This window comes from Truepera sp., from assembly GCA_032027045.1.
GTDB lineage: Bacteria > Deinococcota > Deinococci > Deinococcales > Trueperaceae > JAAYYF01.
Genome location: JAVSMU010000001.1, coordinates 2014061 through 2030578 on the forward strand (window position 1 = coordinate 2014061; position 16518 = coordinate 2030578).

Sequence of the window (16518 nt, forward strand, 5' to 3'; positions counted from 1 at the left end):
CCCCGGCACGGTGCCTCGGTAGACTCACAAGTTGCGTCGGGGCGTAGCGCAGCCTGGTAGCGCACATCGTTCGGGACGATGGGGTCGGAGGTTCAAATCCTCTCGCCCCGACCACTTGGCGGGGCTCCAACGGGGCCCCGCGACTCTTGCTCCTAGCCGTCCAGCACAGCCAACGTGCAGCGCGACACGCACACGAGCCGGCCGCCGTCGTCACGGATCTCGACCGCCCACACCTGCGTGCTGCGTCCCTTGTGTATGGGAGTGCCCGTAGCCGTCACGGTGCCGCTCCTCACTGCCCCGACGTGGTTTGCGTTGATCTCGAGCCCGACCACGCGCTGGTTCTTGTGCCGCAGGGCCGCCGTGGCGCCGACGCTGGCCACCGTCTCGGCCAGCGCCACCGAGGCGCCGCCATGCATGATGCCGTGTGGCTGATGATGCCTGGGCGTGACGGGCATCGTCGCGGTGACGCGCTCGCCGCTCACGTGGCCCAGCTCGATACCCAAGGTGGCCATGAGGGTTTTGGGCCACGACGCATTCAGATCGGCAAGTTGCCCCGTGACCACTGGGCCGTCATCCGAGTTCATGCCACAGGATACAAGCGCGCCGGCGCGTGAAGGGAGCGCACCCCCACCGAGGCGCGGACTGTAAAGTGGGTTGCGCGTGCGAGCGTGCAAGACGCCCATGAAGACCATGCTTAGACGAGAGACCGGTTGGCGCGGCCCCGCCGCCATGGCGACGTTGGTGCTCGCCCTGGGTGGGGGGCCGTCGGCGCTCGCCTGGTTCTCGACCTTCGGCCCCACCCCCACCGACCACCTGCCGCTCCTAGCGCTCGCACTCTTCGGGCTCCTCTTCCCAGGGGCGCTTACCGACCTGCGCAGCGTGCAGACCTCGCGCGGCGCCACCGCCGGCGCCGCGGTCGTCGTCGTCGGGGGGGCGGCGGTCGTCGCCGCGCTCGCCGTCTTGGGCCTCGCGCGCTGGGAGTACCTGTTGGCCCCGGCCAGCCTGGCGGCGGCGCTAGCGTTGCTGCGAACCATCCGTAACCGTGCGGGAGGCCCTCGCCTGGAAAGCCTCCTGGCGGCGGCAGCGGTCTACGTGGCCGCCACGCTGCTGGCGAACTTCACCCTGGACTCCTTCATCCCACTGGGTGGGTTCTTCCTGATCAACGTGGGCACGCTCTTCTTCGGCATCACGTTCACGCAGCGGGACCGCGTGCACCGCCACGGACGCCGCGCCGTCTACCTGATGATCTTCATGGCGGCGTGCGCCAACGTGGCGCTGGCCGCCTCCCTCGGCACGCCGCTGCGGTACGTGGCCGTGTCGTTCCTCACGATCGTGGTCGCCGAGACGGCCGACACCGAGATCTACCAGCGCCTCCTGCGGCGCCGCTGGCTCACAAGGGTTGCCGCGTCCAACGCCGTCAGCGCCCCTCTGGACACCGTCATGTTCACCCTGCTCGCGTTCTGGGGCGAGGAGTTCGCCACTACCTCGTGGATGGTCCAGGTCATCGTCACCGACGTGCTCGTGAAGTACGCCAGCGGCATGGCGGTTGCCCTGGGGATGATCGGGCTCCTGCGGGGCGTGTTGGGCGGCGAGGGCCGGGACGCCGGGGCCGCCTGACACCCTGGCGACGCGTGCTAGTCTCGAACCACCAACCAACCCGCCGACCTCGTGCGGCCGGAAGGACCAACATGGCAGCCCCCTCCATCGACGAGCTACAGGGCCTCATCGGCACCACCTTCGGACCGTCGCACCGCGTCACCATCGATCAGGCGCGCATAAACGCCTTCGCCGACGCCACCCTCGACCACCAGTGGATCCACGTGGACCCGGAACGCGCCGCAACCGGGCCGTTCGGCACCACCGTGGCGCACGGCTACCTCACGCTGTCGCTCCTGGTCGACATGGTGGCCAGCATGGACTTCTTCCCCGCCGGGTTGTCCCTCATCGTCAACTACGGGATCGACAGGCTGCGCTTCCCGGCGCCGGTGCCCGCCGGCTCGACGGTGCAGGCCACGGCGATCCTCAGCAAGCTGGAACCCAAGGGTGAGGGCCGCTGGCTGGCCACCCTCACGTGCCGCGTCGAGGCGGAAGGCGCGAGCACCCCCGCCCTGGTGGCGGACGTCCTGTACCTCCTGGTGGCCTGAGCCTCCCTACCTCTTGGTTGCCTTGGCGCCTCACTTCTTGATGGCCTGAGCCTCGAGTGCCCGCGCGACCCTTAGCGCCAGCTCCTCCTCCTGCGGCCGGGTGACGGCCATCAGCCCGATGGAGAGGCCCCCGTCCGTCGTCGCGACCGGCACGCTGACGGCCGGGCTGCCCAGGAAGTTGAAGGGCGCGGTGTTCCTCAGGATGAGGGCGTTCTCCCGGTGGTAAGCCTCGTCGTCGGTGAGGATGGCTGCCGTCTCCACCGGCACGTGAGGGATGGTGGGGCCCACCACGGCGTCTACCCCCGTGAGCTCCTGCCAGAAGCGGCGTTGGAACCTCGCACGCGCGTAACCGAGCCTGACGTAGTCGCTCGATGGGCGCCCCTTGAAGCGTAGGACGCGCTGCAGGACGCGCGGGTCGAAGTCGGCCCCGCGGCTCTCGAACTCGTCCTGGTAGAGCGCCCACACCTCGTGGCTGGCGAATGAACCGTAACGCTCGTAGGCGGCCGGTGCCTCTAGCAGTACGGGCAGTGGCGCGCGGCGCACCTCGTGCCCCAGCTCCTCGAGCAGCCTCAACCCCTCCTCGTAGCCGCGCGCCGTGGCGGCGTCGAGGTCGTCCTTGAGCAGCGTCGTTGGCGCCAGGAACATGAGCTTCTGCCGTAGCGGCTCAAGCGGCCTGGGGGGCTCGGCGATCATGGCCAGGTAGAGGGCCCAGGCGTCCTCGGCAGTGCGGGCAAGCGGGCCGAGGGTGTCGAGGGTGGTCGACAGGGCAACGCAGCCATCCGTAGGCACCCGGCCGTCGGTCACCTTCAGGCCCACTATCCCGTTCACGGCGGCGGGAATGCGCACGCTGCCGCCCGTGTCGGACCCCACCGCCGCGGCGGCGAGCCCTGCGGCGACCGCGACCCCGGAGCCCGATGACGAGCCGCCCGGGATCCGCCTCGGGTCGAGCGCGCAACCAGGCGTGCCGTAGTGCGGGTTCATGCCGATGCCCGAGTAGGCCAGCTCCGTCATGTTCGTCTTGCCGAGGAAGACGGCACCCGCGGCATCTAGCCGCGCGGCAACCGGGGCGTCCTCGGAGTCCGGCGCGCGCTCGGCGAGCACCTTGGAACCGGCCGCGGTGACGTCACCCGCCGTTCCCACAAGGTCCTTGATGGCGATCGGGACGCCCAGCAGTGGCCCGCCGCCCAGGCCGTCGGCGAGGCGCCGCTTGGCCGCGCGTGCCTGGGCCATGGCGCGTTGCTCGCTGACCACCCGGTACACCGTTCTCCCCTCGGGATGCGTCTCGATGGCGGCCAGGTAGGCCTCGGCGACCGTGACGGGATCGAGGGACCCGTCGCGGTAGCGCCGGGCGAGCTCGGTGAGCGTCAGAGACGTGATCTGCTGGGGCATGCCCGACGATACCGCGAGGACCGCAGGGCCGCCCGCGGTAACATGCGCCCATGCAGCGCACTCGCGCCGAACTCGAAGCCATGAGCCAGGAGGACCTCGTCAACCGCGTCCTGGAGCTACAGGACATGCTGCGCGAGGGCCTGGCCGTGCGCGCGTCATTGCACGCGGTCCTCAACATGGTGCTGAACGCCAAGAGCGACGAGGTCGCGCACTTCGCCGACGCCTCGGAGCCCACCCTCGATCCGCACGAGCTGGAGCTCAAGCGGGCGTGGGCGGCGGCGAGGCATGCGGTGTCGAACCCCTTGGGGGCCGCGCGGAAGCGGCACGGGGCTTAAGCCGGTGCCCAGGCGCCCAGTCCTCTAGCGACAACTCAGTGGCCGTGAACGCCCCCTGAATCACTGATGCGTGTGTGGTGTCAGGCGGCACGGTCGCCTCGGCCGTGCTGGGCCGTGATAACGCAGACTCGCGGATGAGACTCGCGAATGTGCGTCTCCGACATGGACACCTATCGTTCTTGCGTTACCCTGCATTATGGTCTTACAGACCGGGCCCCTGGGCTCCTGACGCATGCCAATGGCAGGATCTCCGCCTTAGGGTAGTTCCCGCCTTAGGGCAGTTTCTCCGCGGGACGGCATTGCGAGTTGGAGGCGAGCGGCCATCGTCTCAGTAATGGGCTTCGGCTCCACGGCCTAGGTAAGCTGGGGCACGACTCGGAAGGAGAATCGACATGCTATCTCGCAGACGAAACATCCGTTACAGCCTCCCCGTGCTGTTCCTCCTGCTTTGCCTCCTCCCCGTCGCTCTCGCCGATAGCACTCACGAAGCAGAACACGAGCACGAGCCCGAGGATCACCACGCCGGCATGTCCTCAGGTGCAGACATCACCGAGCCGGCGGACGTCCACTACACGCTGCGCGCCACGTTCGGCGCCGACGGCATCGGCTACATCGGCGTTGGCGGCGACATCGACGGCATCCTCAATCCCGATCTCACGGCGTCTGAGGGCAACATCGTTGCGGTGACCATCATCAACGCCAGCGGGCTCGAGCACGACATCATGTTCCCCGACTTCGGCGCTATGGCTGACCACATCTTCAGTGAAGGCGAAACCTCCACCGTGAAATTCCACGCCGACGAAGCCGGAACCTTCGAGTACTACTGCGGCGTCACCGGCCACCGCGCCGCCGGCATGCAGGGAAAATTCATAGTCACACACGCTCACGACATGGAGACCGACGACCACCACTGACTGCGTCCCTAAGCTAACTGCCGTACCCTGGCGCCTTCAGTCTCCTAGCGACACCCCAGTGGCCGTGAACAACACCTTGTCGGGCGCCACACCCAACGAGCTGCTCAACACCCGACCGGCAAACTCCTGGTACATGGCGGCGGAGCCCGCATCGCCCGCCTCGACCGCCTGCAGGTAACCCATGAGCGGCAAGGTGGCCATCATGACGGCCGTTTCGTAGAGCGACTGGCGGGAGCGGTCACTCGAGCGTCTGAACTCGAGCGATTCGGCGAGCATCTGATGTACAGCGCCCCAGAGCGTCTCGAACGCCTCGTCCGACACCTCGAGCCCACCGGTGTAGACCGCGTAGTTGGCTGCAATCATGTAAGTGATCGCCATCGCCGCGTTGTTGGGCCGGCCCGCGTCGCGCGCCGCGTCTTCGAACAGCGCCATGCCCTCCTCCAAAGCCTGGATGAAGGTGGCCTGCTCGGCCGCGTCGTTCGTGAGGCTCTGGGCGAAGGCCGCGACCTCCAACCGCTGCGGTGCAGATCGAAAGCTGGTGGCGCTGACCCGAGGCAGCTCCGCACCTGCCTCGCCGGCGGCGCCACTGCCGCTACCGTCGCCGCCGTTGCCGGCTGCACCCGCGGCCGGGTCCTGCATGAACCGACTGCCTTGGATCATGGTGTCCAGCAGCGAGCTGCCGGGGTTGTTCCAGGTGTTTCCCGTGTAGGGGTTGGTCCAACCGCCGTACTGGGCGTGCGCTTGGCCGAGGAGCAGAGCGGCTAGCAACGAAAGCAGGAACAGGGCGGGTGAAGTCGAGCGACGCATGCGGGCGACCCCTCTCGTTCTTGGATGGCAGAAGCTTACCCCGGCCCACGGCGGGCTCACACGACGGTACCGAACAGCGCACCGATGGCGTACGTCAGGGCCATGGCCACCGCTCCCCACGCCGTAACTCGCACCATTCCCTTCACCACTGGTGAGCCACCGGTCCAGGCTGCCAGCCAACCCAAAATTGCCAGGCCGACGAGCGTGCTCACTACGACCGTCAGCGTGACGTGGACCAGCGGCACCAGCAACACCACTGCCAGGGCTAGCGCCGCGCCCAGCGAGAAACTGCCTGCGGACGCCGCCGCTGCCAGGAGCGGCCTTGCCCTCTGAACCTCGGTAATCCCCAGCTCGTCCCTGGAATGTGCTCCTAGCGCATCATGCGCCATCAGCTGGACGGCGACCTGTTCCGCCAGCTCGGGCTCGAGACCGCGGGACACGTAGATCGCGGCCAGTTCCGCTTGCTCCGCGGCAGGAGCCGCCGCCAGTTCCTCACGCTCGCGCTCCAGGTCCGCCGTCTCGGTATCGGCCTGCGAGCTGACCGACACGTACTCACCCGCCGCCATCGACATCGCACCTGCGACCAGGCCGGCGAGCCCAGCAATGACGATGGCCGGCTTCGAGGCACCGGCCGCGGCAACGCCAAGGATCAGGCTCGAGGTCGACAGTATCCCGTCGTTGGCGCCCAGTACCGCGGCACGAAGCCAACCGATCCGGTCGGACCGATGCTGCTCAGTGTGAGTCATGAGCACTCTTTCCGTCGCAAAGGATCGAGGCCACGGCGCTGGGAGGTTCCACGCCTCAGCGTACTCGCCGGGCGGCCGGTCGCCATGGGTCCTTTGCGGACAGGGAGGCGCGCGAGAACGAGCCCGTCAGCGTGTGCGCGCACAGGGCGCACACAAAGCGAGCGAGCGGCCACCCTGGAGGATAGTCCGCTCACTCGAGTTTCCCGTACAGGACGGGGATGAACTGTCTGGCTCGGCGGGTAGGATTTGAACCTACGACCAATCGGTTAACAGCCGATCGCTCTGCCGCTGAGCTACCGCCGAACACGCGCTCCGGCGCCTAGGCAGTCGAAGCGAAGCGTAGTGTACCAGAGGGGGTGGGGGTTGGCAACAAGCGTCTGGCACGCTTCCCGATGAGTTCGAGAGGGCGCGACGCGCGCCAGGCCCGCCCTTGGTTCATTCCGGCTTCCCTGACAATAGGCTCCGCTTGCGCCGCTCGAACTCGTCCTCGTCGATCTCGCCGCGTGCGTAGCGGTCACGAAGGATGGCGAGCGCGGAATCCTGCGACGGGGTGCTGCGCTGATCGCCGCCGCTGCGGGGGAAGAGCCTCCCGGCTCCCACCTCACGAACGACCCAGATGATCGCGAGGATGCCGAGGATCCAGAGGATGATCATCCCGAAGCCCCCAGCGCCCATACCCCAACCCCAACCGTGGTACCCCATCATCGGGCGCCTCCGGTACTCGTCCGCTGCTGCATGCTGGACTGACTAAAGTTCTTCATGAAGAACTCCTTCCGGCACCACTTACGGGTGCATGAGGAAAGAGTAGTGGCTTGGTGCTAAGCGCGAATAAAGGCAGGGTAAAGCTGACTCAGGCCAGAGGTGGTCGGTCGCTCGCCACGAGCGTCAGCCGCCCGAGATGCGCGCCTGTGTGGCTCGCTGTTGGGGCTGCCACCACTCCTTGATGTAGGCCAGCACGGCGGTGATCTGCTCGTCGCTCCAATCCGGGCCGATGGCGGGCATGACCATGCCTCCCTGGCGGATCAGGCCGGCGATCTGGCTGTCGGGATGGTGCCAGGCGTGCATGCTGCCGTTCAAGGCGGGGACGCCGGCACGTGCGTCGCCGGCGCCCGTGACGCCGTGGCACGTCGCACAGTTCGCTTGGAAGGCCTGCTCCCCCAGCGCAACCTGCTCGGCCGAGTAGGTGGGGTACGTGGGCGGTGAGGCGCCACCCGCACCGAATTGGGAGTAGATCGCGATAGCGGCGACGCCGCCCACGCCCAGCACCAGGGCAAGGGTCATCCAGCGCGGGGCACCGCGCTTCTTAGGCTTTCGTGCCAACTTGGGCCACCTCGTTTCGTAGAGTTGGAGACCGGCGGGACCGGCTCGTTCGACCACCAACGACGCACCCGGCGAGGTGTTCTCGGCCGAATGACGGGAGAGCGCGGAGCTCCTCGGCATGTTCGGCGCTGTCCATGAACGGCGGATAACGCCCGTGTAAGGTTCCTGTAAAGCGTCCGGTGATGTGGCGGGGCCAATGCCGCGCGGCCAGTGGGCGCAAGCGGCTACCTCGGCCCTGGCTCCATCGGAAGCGTGAACCAGAAGCTGCTGCCCTGCCCGACGCGGCTGCTGACCCCGATCTCCCCACCCTGACGCTCGACGAACTGCTTGGCCAGCGTGAGGCCGATGCCGCTGCCACCGCCTTCCTGCTGGGCGCGCGCCTGGTCCCCGCGGAAGAAGCGGTTGAACACCATGCCAAGCTGGTCCGGGGGGATGCCCGCGCCGGTGTCGCTCACCTCGAAGCGGGCGTGCCCGTCCGGCAGCGCGGTGACGGCGAGGGTGATGCGGCCGCCCGACGGCGTGAACCGCAGGGCGTTGGCAACGAGGTTCGTCAGCACCTGGTCCGTGCGCTCAGCGTCGGCCCAAACGCTGACGTTCGGCATGGCACGCACCTCGAGTTCCAGGCCCTTGGTTTCGGCGCGGGGCCGGAAGGCGTCGGCTACCGTGACCAGGAGGGCGGAAGCGTCCGCCTGGGCGAAATTCAACAGCACCTGGCCGGTCTCGACGCGCGACAGCAGGCTCAGGTCGTCGGCGAGCCTCTCGAGCCGCTGTACCTGCCGCCGCGCCGGCGCCGCCAGCTCCTCGGGCTTGAACACCCCGTCCTCGAGGCCCTCCAAGTAACCGCGCAAGTTCGACAGGGGGGTGCGGAACTCGTGCGCCACGTCGGCCATCAGTTGCACGCGGCGCTCCTCGCTACGCTCCAGCGTCTCCGCCATGACGTTGAACGCAGCGGCCAACTCGCCGATCTCGCCAGGAGCCCCGCCACCGAGCCGCTGGCTGTACTGCCCACCGGCGATGCGGCGGCTGGCGTGCGTGAGGGCGCGCAGGGGCCTAACCAGCCGCCGGGTGACGTACAACCCGACGACGCCGGCCGCGACTGCGGACGCCAACAGCGCCCACAGCAGTGACCGCGTGAGGGCGCGGCGAAAGCCCGCCTCCAGATCCGCGGCCATGACGTCGAACGACTGTGTGCCGCCAGCTTGCAGCGTTCCCATCATGTCGTCCACATGCCGCTGCAAGAAGAAGGGCGCCAGGGCCTCGCCCGCCAGGAACGTGGTGCCGGCGCCGACCACGATGACGAGCAAGTAGGCGGGCAGCAGCCGCCAGTAGAGGCTCGACTTGGGTGCTCTGGTCATGCCGTTACCTAGCCCACCTTGTAGCCGACGCCGCGGACCGTGACCAGCAACGTGTCGGCGCCGACGCTGGCCAGCTTCTGGCGCAGGTTGGAGATGTGCACGTCGACCACCCGGTCGACGCCGGCGAAATCGGGCCCCCACACGCGGTCGATCAGGTCGTTGCGGCTGAAGACGCGGCCCGGCGCACGCACGAGGGCGTATAGCAGGTCGAACTCGAGGGTCGTGAGGTCGACGGCGCGCCCGCCGAAGGTGGCCTGGCGCTGAAGCGGGTCGACTCGCAGACCGCGGTGCTCGACCGCGTCTCCCGCCTCCGACTCGCTCGCCCGGCTCCGCCGCAACACCGCCCGCACGCGTGCCACCAGCTCGCGGGGACTGAACGGCTTGACCACGTAATCGTCGGCGCCCAGCTCCAACCCCACGATGCGGTCGCTCTCCTCGCTACGGGCCGTGAGCATGATGATGGGCGTGCGCTGCTCGCGCCGTAAAGCGGTGATGAACTCGGGCCCACCCAGGCCCGGCAGCATCCAGTCGAGCACGATCAGGGCCGGCGGCGTTTGGAGCGCCAGCTGTAGGCCGGCGGCCCCGTCGTGAACCACGGTGACCTCGTAACCCTCGCGCGTGAGATAGGCGCTCACCACCTGCGCGGCGTCCCTGTCGTCCTCCACCACCAGGATGCGGCTCATCACGACCAAGCTAACACCCGCCGGAATCGGTACGAGCAAGCTGACGGCCCAACCTTACGTGAGCCTTACGCGCCGCTTAAACGGCCGCAACAACCCGCCGCTAACGTTAGTGGCATGAGAGCGATCCTGGAGCACGTCGGCCCTCACGGCTTCTGGCTGCTGCTGGCCTGCGTCGCGTTGGTGCTGCTCGTTCTCATCCTGGTACGGGCGCTCTTCCCCGACTTCTCCAGTGACGACCGGCGCGCAGCGCCCGGTACGGTCCTGGCCGAAAGTGTAACCACCGGCGAAACGGCCGATATCCGGGCCGGCAAGTCGGGCGCGGAAGAGGCCGGGCGAACCTGAAGCTAGTGAAGGATCCAAGTGGCCCGAAACTAACGCGCGGAAGCGGCCGGGCCCGCTCGAAGGCGAGAAAGGGACGGTACATGAGAATGAGATCGAGGAAATGGATGTTGACGCTTGCGCCCCTCCTGGTCCTGGTGGTCACCGCCATGCTGGTTCTGGCCACCCGGCCGGCACTGGCGACGGCGTCACTCGAGGGCGTGCAGGTGAGCGTGACCAAGTCGCCCCTGTGCGGCTGCTGCGAGGACTACATCGCCATCTTGCGCGGGCGCGGCGTGGACGTCGAGGTGATCGACACCGAAGACATCGCCGGCGCGAAGCTCGCGTTTGGCGTGCCGCCTAGCGCCTGGAGTTGCCACACCACCCAGGTGGGCGGCTACGCCGTCGAGGGCCACGTCCCCCTCGAGGCCGTCGAGCGCCTCCTAAGTGAACGACCCAAGGTTGACGGCATCGCGCTAGCCGGCATGCCCGCGGGCTCCCCCGGCATGAACGGCACCAAGACCGCGCCATTCCAGGTCGTCGCCTTCGACGCGAGGGGCGTACGCGCCTTCGGCGACTACTAGCGGGCTGCTCCGGTTGGCGGGTTCCCGTGGCAGTCGTGGGGAAGGGCACGGCCTGCCATCCGGCGCCGCTCGATGGGGTGTCCGAGGCCGCCCGATAAGGTGCCCGAGGCCGCCCTAAGTGTGTCCAGGCGTACACTGAAACCCAGTCCCGCCTGGACCCCGTCCCACCTGGGGTGGCTGCCGAGGAGAGTTTAGGTGAACCACTCGAACCACGATCACTCGAACCACGAAGAAGCTTCCAGCGCCGAGCCATCCCATGACGCTCACGATGCGCACGCGGAGCAGGCCCACGGAGCTCACGATTCACGCGCCGAGCAAGCCCACGACGCTCACAACGGCCACGGGGACCAAGGAGGTCACGACAAGCACGCGGGGCACTCGCCCGAGATGTTCCGCGACCGCTTCTGGTTCTCGCTCGTCCTGACGCTGCCGATCCTCTACTTCAGCGAACAGGTCCAGCAGATCCTCGGTTACCGGGCCGTCAGTTTCCCCGGTAGCGAGTGGGTCAACCCGCTGCTCGGAACCGTCCTCTTCTTCTACGGCGGCCTGGTCTTCTTGCAGGGAGCGCGTCACGAGCTCGCCGACCGTAAGCCAGGCATGATGACGTTGATCAGCCTGGCCATCACCGTCGCCTACGCCTACAGCATGGCCGTGGTGCTCGGTGTTCCGGGCATGCCGTTCTTCTGGGAGCTAGCCACCCTCATCGCCATCATGCTGCTCGGGCATTGGCTCGAGATGGCCAGCGTGCAGGGCGCGTCGCGGGCACTCGAGAATCTGGCGTCGCTGGTGCCGAACACCGCCCACCGCTTGACCAACGGCGCCACCGAAGAAGTGCCCGTGGCCGACCTGCGGCATGGTGATCACATCCTGGTGCGGCCCGGCGAGCAGTTGGCCGCCGACGGCATCGTGCTCGAGGGGCGCAGCAGCGTCAACGAATCGTTCCTGACCGGCGAGTCGCGTCCAGTCCCCAAGGAAGAGGGTGACGAGGTCGTGGCAGGCGCCGTGAACGGTGAGGGCGCCCTGACGGTGGAGGTCTCCCGCACCGGCGGCGAGACGACCCTGTCGCAGATCCAGCGCCTGGTGGCGGAGGCGCAATCGTCGCGCAGCCGCTACCAGAACCTCGCCGACCGCGCCGCCGGTTGGCTCTTCTTCATCGCTCTGGGGGCAGGCCTCTTGACGTTCGTCGTGTGGCTCTTGGTCACCAACGACCTGCAACAGGCCGTCACCCGGAGCGTGACCGTGCTGATCATCGCCTGCCCTCACGCCCTCGGCCTCGCCATCCCCCTCGTGATCGTCAACGCCACGGCCATGAGCGCCGCCAACGGCATCCTGGTGCGCAACCGCGAGGCGTTCGAGCGCGCCCGCAACATCGGCATCGTCGCCTTCGACAAGACCGGCACCCTCACCGAGGGCGCGTTCGGCGTGAGCGCCGTACACGCCGACGGCTTAGGCGAACGAGAGGCCTTGGGCATCATGGCGGCCCTCGAGACCCGCAGCGAACACCCGCTCGCCCAGGCCGTCGTCGAGGAGGCCCGAGCCCGCGAGGTCAGCGTGCCCGACTCGGGCGACTTCGAGGTCGTGGCCGGCAAGGGCGTGCGCGGCCGCATCGACGGCGTCACGTACTCCGTCGGCCGGCCGGAATGGATCGCGGAGCAGGGCCTCGACTTCCCGCCCGCCTTACGTAGCGCCCTGGAGGAGGCCGAGGCGCGCGGCGAGAGCGCCATCGCCCTCATGAACGAAGAGCGCGCCCTCGCTGTGGTCGGGTTGGCAGACCGCGTGCGGCAGAGCGCGAAAGCCACCATCCGCGGCCTCAAGGCTGCGGGCGTGGAGCCCGTGATGATCACCGGCGACGCCGAGGCGGTGGCTGCCACGGTGGCGCGCGAGCTGGGCATCGAGCGCTACTACGCGCGCGTCCTGCCGGGCGACAAGGCCACCAAGGTCCGCGAACTGCAGCGCACCGCCCCCACCGCCTTCGTGGGCGACGGCATCAACGACGCTCCCGCCCTGCTCGAGGCCGACCTCGGCATCGCCATCGGCGCCGGCACCAACGTCGCCATCGAGTCTGCCGACCTGGTACTGGTGGACGACGATCCCGCCGATGTGCTCGCCGCCCTCAAGCTCTCGCGCGCCACCTACCGCAAGATGATCCAGAACCTCGCTTGGGCCACCGGCTACAACGCCATCGCCCTGCCGCTAGCCGCCGGCGTGCTCGCCTGGGCCGGCTTCCTGCTCTCACCAGCCGTAGGTGCCCTGCTGATGAGCCTCTCGACGATCGTGGTGGCCATAAACGCCATGACGCTCAGGCGCACCAAGCTGCACGCCTGAAGCAGGCACGGACCGGGTGCCCGGTGCAACCGCAGCCGCCGGCGTCGTCATGCTGCGCAGGAAATCCCCGAAGGCGCCGTGTTGCCCGAACGCCACCCGGATGGGGCGCGAGCATTCGCGCCGACCCCCGCTGGTGAGCGCCTCCCGTCACTCGCGGTAGGCCGCTGCGGCCACCACGCTCATCACGCACAGCAGGAGAGTTTGGCCACGTCCTTGCTGGAGGTTTGCGCTGCCAACTTCAAGCCTTCCGCCCACGTCAGGTAGGGATGGAGCGTGGTGACAAGATCATCCGTCGTCAGGCCGAAGCGCACGGCCAGCGTCGCCTCGCCGATGATATCGCCGGCGTTCGCGGACACGACGTGCGCCCCGAGTAGGTGATTGCTACCAACCTCGGCCACCAGCTTGATGAGCCCGCGGTCCCGGCCGGACACGACCGCGCGCGACATCGCCGCGACGGGGAGCGTAACCACAGTAGGCTCACGCCCCACCGCCCGCGCTTCGGCCTCCGTCAACCCCACGGCTGCGAGTTGCGGATCGGTGAAGACCACGCGCGGCGTTACGCTCAAATCAAGCTGGGCCGCCCCGCGCCCCATGCCGTCGGCGAGGGCGGCCTGCGCGGCGATCCCACCGCCCGCGGCAGCGACGTAAACGAACTGGGGGCCGCCGGTGACGTCGCCGGCGGCGAACACATCGGGGTTCGATGTGCGCATGAACTCATCCACCCGCACGAACCCTTGCTCGTCCAGCTCCACCCCCGCGCGGTCCAAGCCTAGGCCGCTCGTGTTGGCTCGGCGGCCGGTTGCCACCAAGAGCTGCTCGGCTCGCAACGTCTCCCGCGCGCCGCCGCGCTCGACCTCCACCCGGTAACCCGCTTCGTGGCGAGCAACACGCGTAACCCGCACACTCGTCCGCAAAGTCAGGCCCTCCTCCGTGAGAGCGTCCGCGAGCACCCGCGAGAGTTCGGGATCCTCGCTCGGCAAGATTCGCGGGGCGACGTCGAGCACGTTGACCGTCACACCGAACCGCGCGAACATCTGGCCGAGCTCCAAGCCGATTGCTCCAGCACCGAGCACGATCATCGACGCCGGCAGCTTCTCGATCTCCATCGCGCTTGTGCTGGTCAGGGCGCCCGCCTCAGCCAGGCCCGGGATGGGCGGCATGGCGGGCGTGGCGCCGGTGGCGATCACCACCTTGCGCGCCCCCAGCTCCTCGTCCCCGACCCGCACGCGGCCGGCGCCAAGCAGCTCGGCCCGGCCACGCAGGAGCGACACTCCCGCGTAGAACGGCAGCACGTCGAGGTACTTCTCCTGCCGAAGCTTCCCTACCACGGCTCGTTTACGCGCGAGCGCCAGTTCCCACACGCTCTGCGACGCATCGGCCGTGGCACCTGGGAGGCACGTGCGGGCCTCGTGGTAACTAGCGGCCGCCTCGATAAGCAGCTTCGAGGGAATGCAGCCGACGTTGACGCAGGTGCCGCCCACCTCCTCGCCGCCCTCGACGATGGCTACGCGCGCGCCGAGCTCGTCGCCGCGAATGGCGGTAGCCATGCCCGCCCCACCCGTGCCGATGATCACTAGGTCGTAGTCGAACCACTCGTCATTAGCCATGCCGGCAGGCTAGGCTCTCCCCTTTGGGGGAGAGTCAAGCTGCCCGGTGGTGATGGGACGCGGCCGGCTCGGCAAGGTACACGCAACCCTCGCTTTCGCAAGCAGGCTTCGGGTGCTCTTCCGCCCACTTCACCCGGGCGGCTAGCTCCTCCTCCAACCGGCGCAGCTGCGCGAGGCGGTCTCGGACGGCGTGCAGGTGTCGAGCCAGAACCGCTCGAACCGCTGGGCATGGAGGGCCATCCTGATTGCGAGCCTGAAGAACGTCACCGATCTCCCTCAACGTCAAACCGAGCGCCTGTGCGCTGCGGATGAACTCCACGCGGGTAATGGCCTCGTCGCCGTAGTAGCGGTAGCCGTTCGCACCACGATCGGCTTCCAACAGTCCAGAATCCGTCCAGTAGCGCAGGGTCTTGACGGACTCGCGCGTGCGCTGAGCCAACTGCCCGATGGTCGCCATGTCCCATGGTAGTAGCGTCCGGCTCACCTGAACGTCTCCAATGTGATGGGCTCCTCGGGTTCTCGGGCGTTGGTACCCGTGCGCCGAGTCTGGGGTGTCGGTTAGCATCCGGCCATGACCCTCGACGAGTATCAGGCCAGCGCCCGCTCTTTGGCCGTCTACCCACGGCACGCCCGCATCCTCTACCCCGCCCTTAAGCTCGCAGGCGAGGCGGGCGAGGTGACGGAGAAGCTCGGGAAGCTCATGCGAGACGAAGGCTACCAGGCGGGCCAGGAGCTTACCCAGGAGCAGAACCAGGGCCTGGTGAAGGAGTTGGGTGACGTGCTCTGGTACGTGGCGAACCTGGCCGCCGACCTGGGCGTCAGCTTGGAAAGCGTGGGCGAGACGAACCTCGCGAAGCTGCGAAGCCGCAAGGAGCGCGGCGTGATCACCGGGAGTGGCGACGACCGTTAGGCGGCGTCAGGCCTTGAGCAGGTCGTAGATCACGCGCGCCTGGTTGTGCTCCTCGTCCTTGGCGCTGTAGACGAGGGTAACGTCGCCCTTCTTCGTCATGGCCTTGAGGCGCTCCAGCTCGGCGTTTCCCTTGAGTTCCTGCTTGTAACGCTTCTGGAACTCCGCCCAGCGCTCGGGGTCGTGCCCGAACCACTTGCGGAGCTCGGTGCTGGGGGCCACTTCCTTCGCCCACCAGTCGATGTCCGCCTCGTCCTTGCTGACCCCGCGGGGCCAGATCCTGTCGACCAGGACGCGAGTACCGTCGCTGGCGGCAGCAGTCTCGTAGGCTCTCTTGATCTTCAACATGCCCCAGGATAGACCCGCCTCGACACCCGGGCCGCGTCGGGTGACGCAGCTCCTCAGCCGCGAACGCCGTCAAGCCAGGCCTCGAAGCGCTGCATCACTCGCGCCAGGAACTCGTCGGTGCCGGGCACAGTGACGGTGCCGTCGGCGCTTATGAGGTCGGGCGGGTCGAAGGTGATGTACGCCTCGGGTTGGCCCAGCGTCGGGGCGTCCAGGTACGCCAGGCTGGTGCGCAGGTGCGCCTGCATCACGGCCGTGCCCACGCGGCCGGTCGAGGCGCCGGCGATCATCGTCGGCTTGTGAGCGAACACGTTCTCGGCCTTGGGCCTGGAGGCCCAGTCGATGGCGTTCTTGAGCACGCCCGGCATCGAGCGGTTGTATTCGGGCGACACGATCATGACGGCGTCGGCCCCGGCGATCACGCCCTTGAAGTCCCTCACGCTCTGTGGGCTGTTGGCCAGCAGGTCGTCGTCGTAGAGCGGCAGGCCGGCGAGGTTGGCATGCTCGAACTCCCAGTCCCCCGGTGCATGGCGCTCGAGTGCGAACGCGAGCCGCCGGTTGAGTGAGTCCGTTCGTAGGCTGCCCACCAGGACCGCTACCTTGGCGTTCATGACTCGACCTCCCTCTGCTGCCGCCCCCCGGAGCGGCCGCGTGACGACCGAGCGCCACGTGGTGAGGTTAAGCCCGTTTCGCCCCGGGGGTCGTGAGGTCCGTACCCCCGTCAACGCGCCGAGCGAAG

20 protein-coding genes and 2 tRNA genes are annotated in these 16518 nt (G+C 68.2%); 9 read left to right on the top strand and 13 right to left on the bottom strand.

Going from position 1 to position 16518, the window contains the following annotated elements; translation table 11 throughout:
• Positions 1-37: 37 nt before the first annotated feature.
• Positions 38-114 (top strand) — tRNA-Pro (locus ROY82_09265).
• Positions 115-152: 38 nt separating this feature from the next.
• Here the strand turns inward: ROY82_09265 and ROY82_09270 are convergent.
• Positions 153-584 carry a hotdog fold thioesterase gene (locus tag ROY82_09270; GenBank protein MDT3682646.1) on the bottom strand — a complete coding sequence of 144 codons (432 nt, stop codon included), beginning with the start codon at positions 582-584 and terminating at the stop codon, positions 153-155.
• 97 nt (positions 585-681) lie between these two features.
• Between ROY82_09270 and ROY82_09275 the strand changes: the two genes are divergently transcribed.
• Together ROY82_09275 and ROY82_09280 are read left to right on the top strand one after the other, a co-directional pair.
• Positions 682-1617 carry a VUT family protein gene (locus ROY82_09275; protein MDT3682647.1) on the top strand — a complete coding sequence of 312 codons (936 nt, stop codon included), beginning with the start codon at positions 682-684 and terminating at the stop codon, positions 1615-1617.
• A 71-nt stretch (positions 1618-1688) separates the two neighbouring features.
• A complete protein-coding gene (locus tag ROY82_09280; protein ID MDT3682648.1) occupies positions 1689-2144 on the top strand; it encodes a MaoC family dehydratase in 456 nt (151 codons plus the stop codon).
• A 30-nt stretch (positions 2145-2174) separates the two neighbouring features.
• Here the strand turns inward: ROY82_09280 and ROY82_09285 are convergent, their stop codons facing one another.
• Entirely contained in the window at positions 2175-3533 is a 1359-nt protein-coding gene (locus tag ROY82_09285) for an amidase family protein (GenBank protein ID MDT3682649.1), read from the bottom strand.
• Between the two features lie 50 nt (positions 3534-3583).
• On the opposite strand from ROY82_09285, the gene ROY82_09290 reads away from it, so the two are divergent.
• Positions 3584-3868 (top strand): hypothetical protein, encoded by a 285-nt coding sequence (locus tag ROY82_09290; protein ID MDT3682650.1) that lies wholly within the window; start codon positions 3584-3586, stop codon positions 3866-3868.
• A gap of 392 nt (positions 3869-4260) precedes the next feature.
• Positions 4261-4782 carry a cupredoxin domain-containing protein gene (locus ROY82_09295; GenBank protein MDT3682651.1) on the top strand — a complete coding sequence of 174 codons (522 nt, stop codon included), beginning with the start codon at positions 4261-4263 and terminating at the stop codon, positions 4780-4782.
• A gap of 36 nt (positions 4783-4818) precedes the next feature.
• On the opposite strand, the gene ROY82_09300 is transcribed toward ROY82_09295, so the two are convergent.
• From ROY82_09300 to ROY82_09330, 7 genes are all read right to left on the bottom strand, one after another.
• Positions 4819-5589, bottom strand: coding sequence for a hypothetical protein (locus tag ROY82_09300; GenBank protein ID MDT3682652.1), 771 nt, complete (start codon positions 5587-5589; stop codon positions 4819-4821).
• 56 nt (positions 5590-5645) lie between these two features.
• Positions 5646-6335: a VIT family protein gene (locus tag ROY82_09305; protein MDT3682653.1), complete on the bottom strand. Its 690-nt coding sequence runs from the start codon at positions 6333-6335 to the stop codon at positions 5646-5648.
• A gap of 228 nt (positions 6336-6563) precedes the next feature.
• Positions 6564-6638, bottom strand: a tRNA-Asn gene (locus ROY82_09310).
• A gap of 132 nt (positions 6639-6770) precedes the next feature.
• Positions 6771-7040, bottom strand: coding sequence for an SHOCT domain-containing protein (locus tag ROY82_09315; protein MDT3682654.1), 270 nt, complete (start codon positions 7038-7040; stop codon positions 6771-6773).
• A 180-nt stretch (positions 7041-7220) separates the two neighbouring features.
• The gene (locus ROY82_09320) at positions 7221-7655 is read right to left on the bottom strand and encodes a cytochrome c (protein ID MDT3682655.1); all 435 of its coding nucleotides are present in this window, start codon (positions 7653-7655) and stop codon (positions 7221-7223) included.
• A gap of 224 nt (positions 7656-7879) precedes the next feature.
• Positions 7880-9010, bottom strand: coding sequence for a HAMP domain-containing sensor histidine kinase (locus ROY82_09325; GenBank protein MDT3682656.1), 1131 nt, complete (start codon positions 9008-9010; stop codon positions 7880-7882).
• An 8-nt stretch (positions 9011-9018) separates the two neighbouring features.
• Complete coding sequence (locus ROY82_09330) at positions 9019-9693, bottom strand: response regulator transcription factor (GenBank protein MDT3682657.1); 675 nt, start codon at positions 9691-9693, stop codon at positions 9019-9021.
• Positions 9694-9807: 114 nt separating this feature from the next.
• Here ROY82_09330 and ROY82_09335 point away from each other — a divergent pair, with 114 nt between their 5' ends.
• The 3 genes from ROY82_09335 to ROY82_09345 all read left to right on the top strand — a co-directional run bounded on the left by ROY82_09335 (position 9808) and on the right by ROY82_09345 (position 12920).
• Positions 9808-10035: a hypothetical protein gene (locus tag ROY82_09335; GenBank protein ID MDT3682658.1), complete on the top strand. Its 228-nt coding sequence runs from the start codon at positions 9808-9810 to the stop codon at positions 10033-10035.
• A gap of 104 nt (positions 10036-10139) precedes the next feature.
• Positions 10140-10595: a DUF411 domain-containing protein gene (locus ROY82_09340; GenBank protein MDT3682659.1), complete on the top strand. Its 456-nt coding sequence runs from the start codon at positions 10140-10142 to the stop codon at positions 10593-10595.
• A gap of 195 nt (positions 10596-10790) precedes the next feature.
• Positions 10791-12920 carry a copper-translocating P-type ATPase gene (locus ROY82_09345; GenBank protein MDT3682660.1) on the top strand — a complete coding sequence of 710 codons (2130 nt, stop codon included), beginning with the start codon at positions 10791-10793 and terminating at the stop codon, positions 12918-12920.
• A 182-nt stretch (positions 12921-13102) separates the two neighbouring features.
• On the opposite strand, the gene merA is transcribed toward ROY82_09345, so the two are convergent.
• Both merA and ROY82_09355 read right to left on the bottom strand, forming a co-directional pair.
• The gene (gene merA / locus ROY82_09350) at positions 13103-14527 is read right to left on the bottom strand and encodes a mercury(II) reductase (GenBank protein ID MDT3682661.1); all 1425 of its coding nucleotides are present in this window, start codon (positions 14525-14527) and stop codon (positions 13103-13105) included.
• Between the two features lie 34 nt (positions 14528-14561).
• On the bottom strand, positions 14562-14984 hold the full coding sequence (locus ROY82_09355) for a MerR family DNA-binding protein (GenBank protein MDT3682662.1): 423 nt from the start codon (positions 14982-14984) through the stop codon (positions 14562-14564).
• Positions 14985-15098: 114 nt separating this feature from the next.
• On the opposite strand from ROY82_09355, the gene ROY82_09360 reads away from it, so the two are divergent.
• A complete protein-coding gene (locus ROY82_09360) occupies positions 15099-15437 on the top strand; it encodes a nucleoside triphosphate pyrophosphohydrolase family protein (GenBank protein ID MDT3682663.1) in 339 nt (112 codons plus the stop codon).
• A 6-nt stretch (positions 15438-15443) separates the two neighbouring features.
• Here the strand turns inward: ROY82_09360 and ROY82_09365 are convergent, their stop codons facing one another.
• Positions 15444-15782: a DUF488 domain-containing protein gene (locus tag ROY82_09365; protein ID MDT3682664.1), complete on the bottom strand. Its 339-nt coding sequence runs from the start codon at positions 15780-15782 to the stop codon at positions 15444-15446.
• Between the two features lie 53 nt (positions 15783-15835).
• Positions 15836-16390: an NADPH-dependent FMN reductase gene (locus ROY82_09370; protein MDT3682665.1), complete on the bottom strand. Its 555-nt coding sequence runs from the start codon at positions 16388-16390 to the stop codon at positions 15836-15838.
• Between the last annotated feature and the right edge of the window lie 128 nt (positions 16391-16518).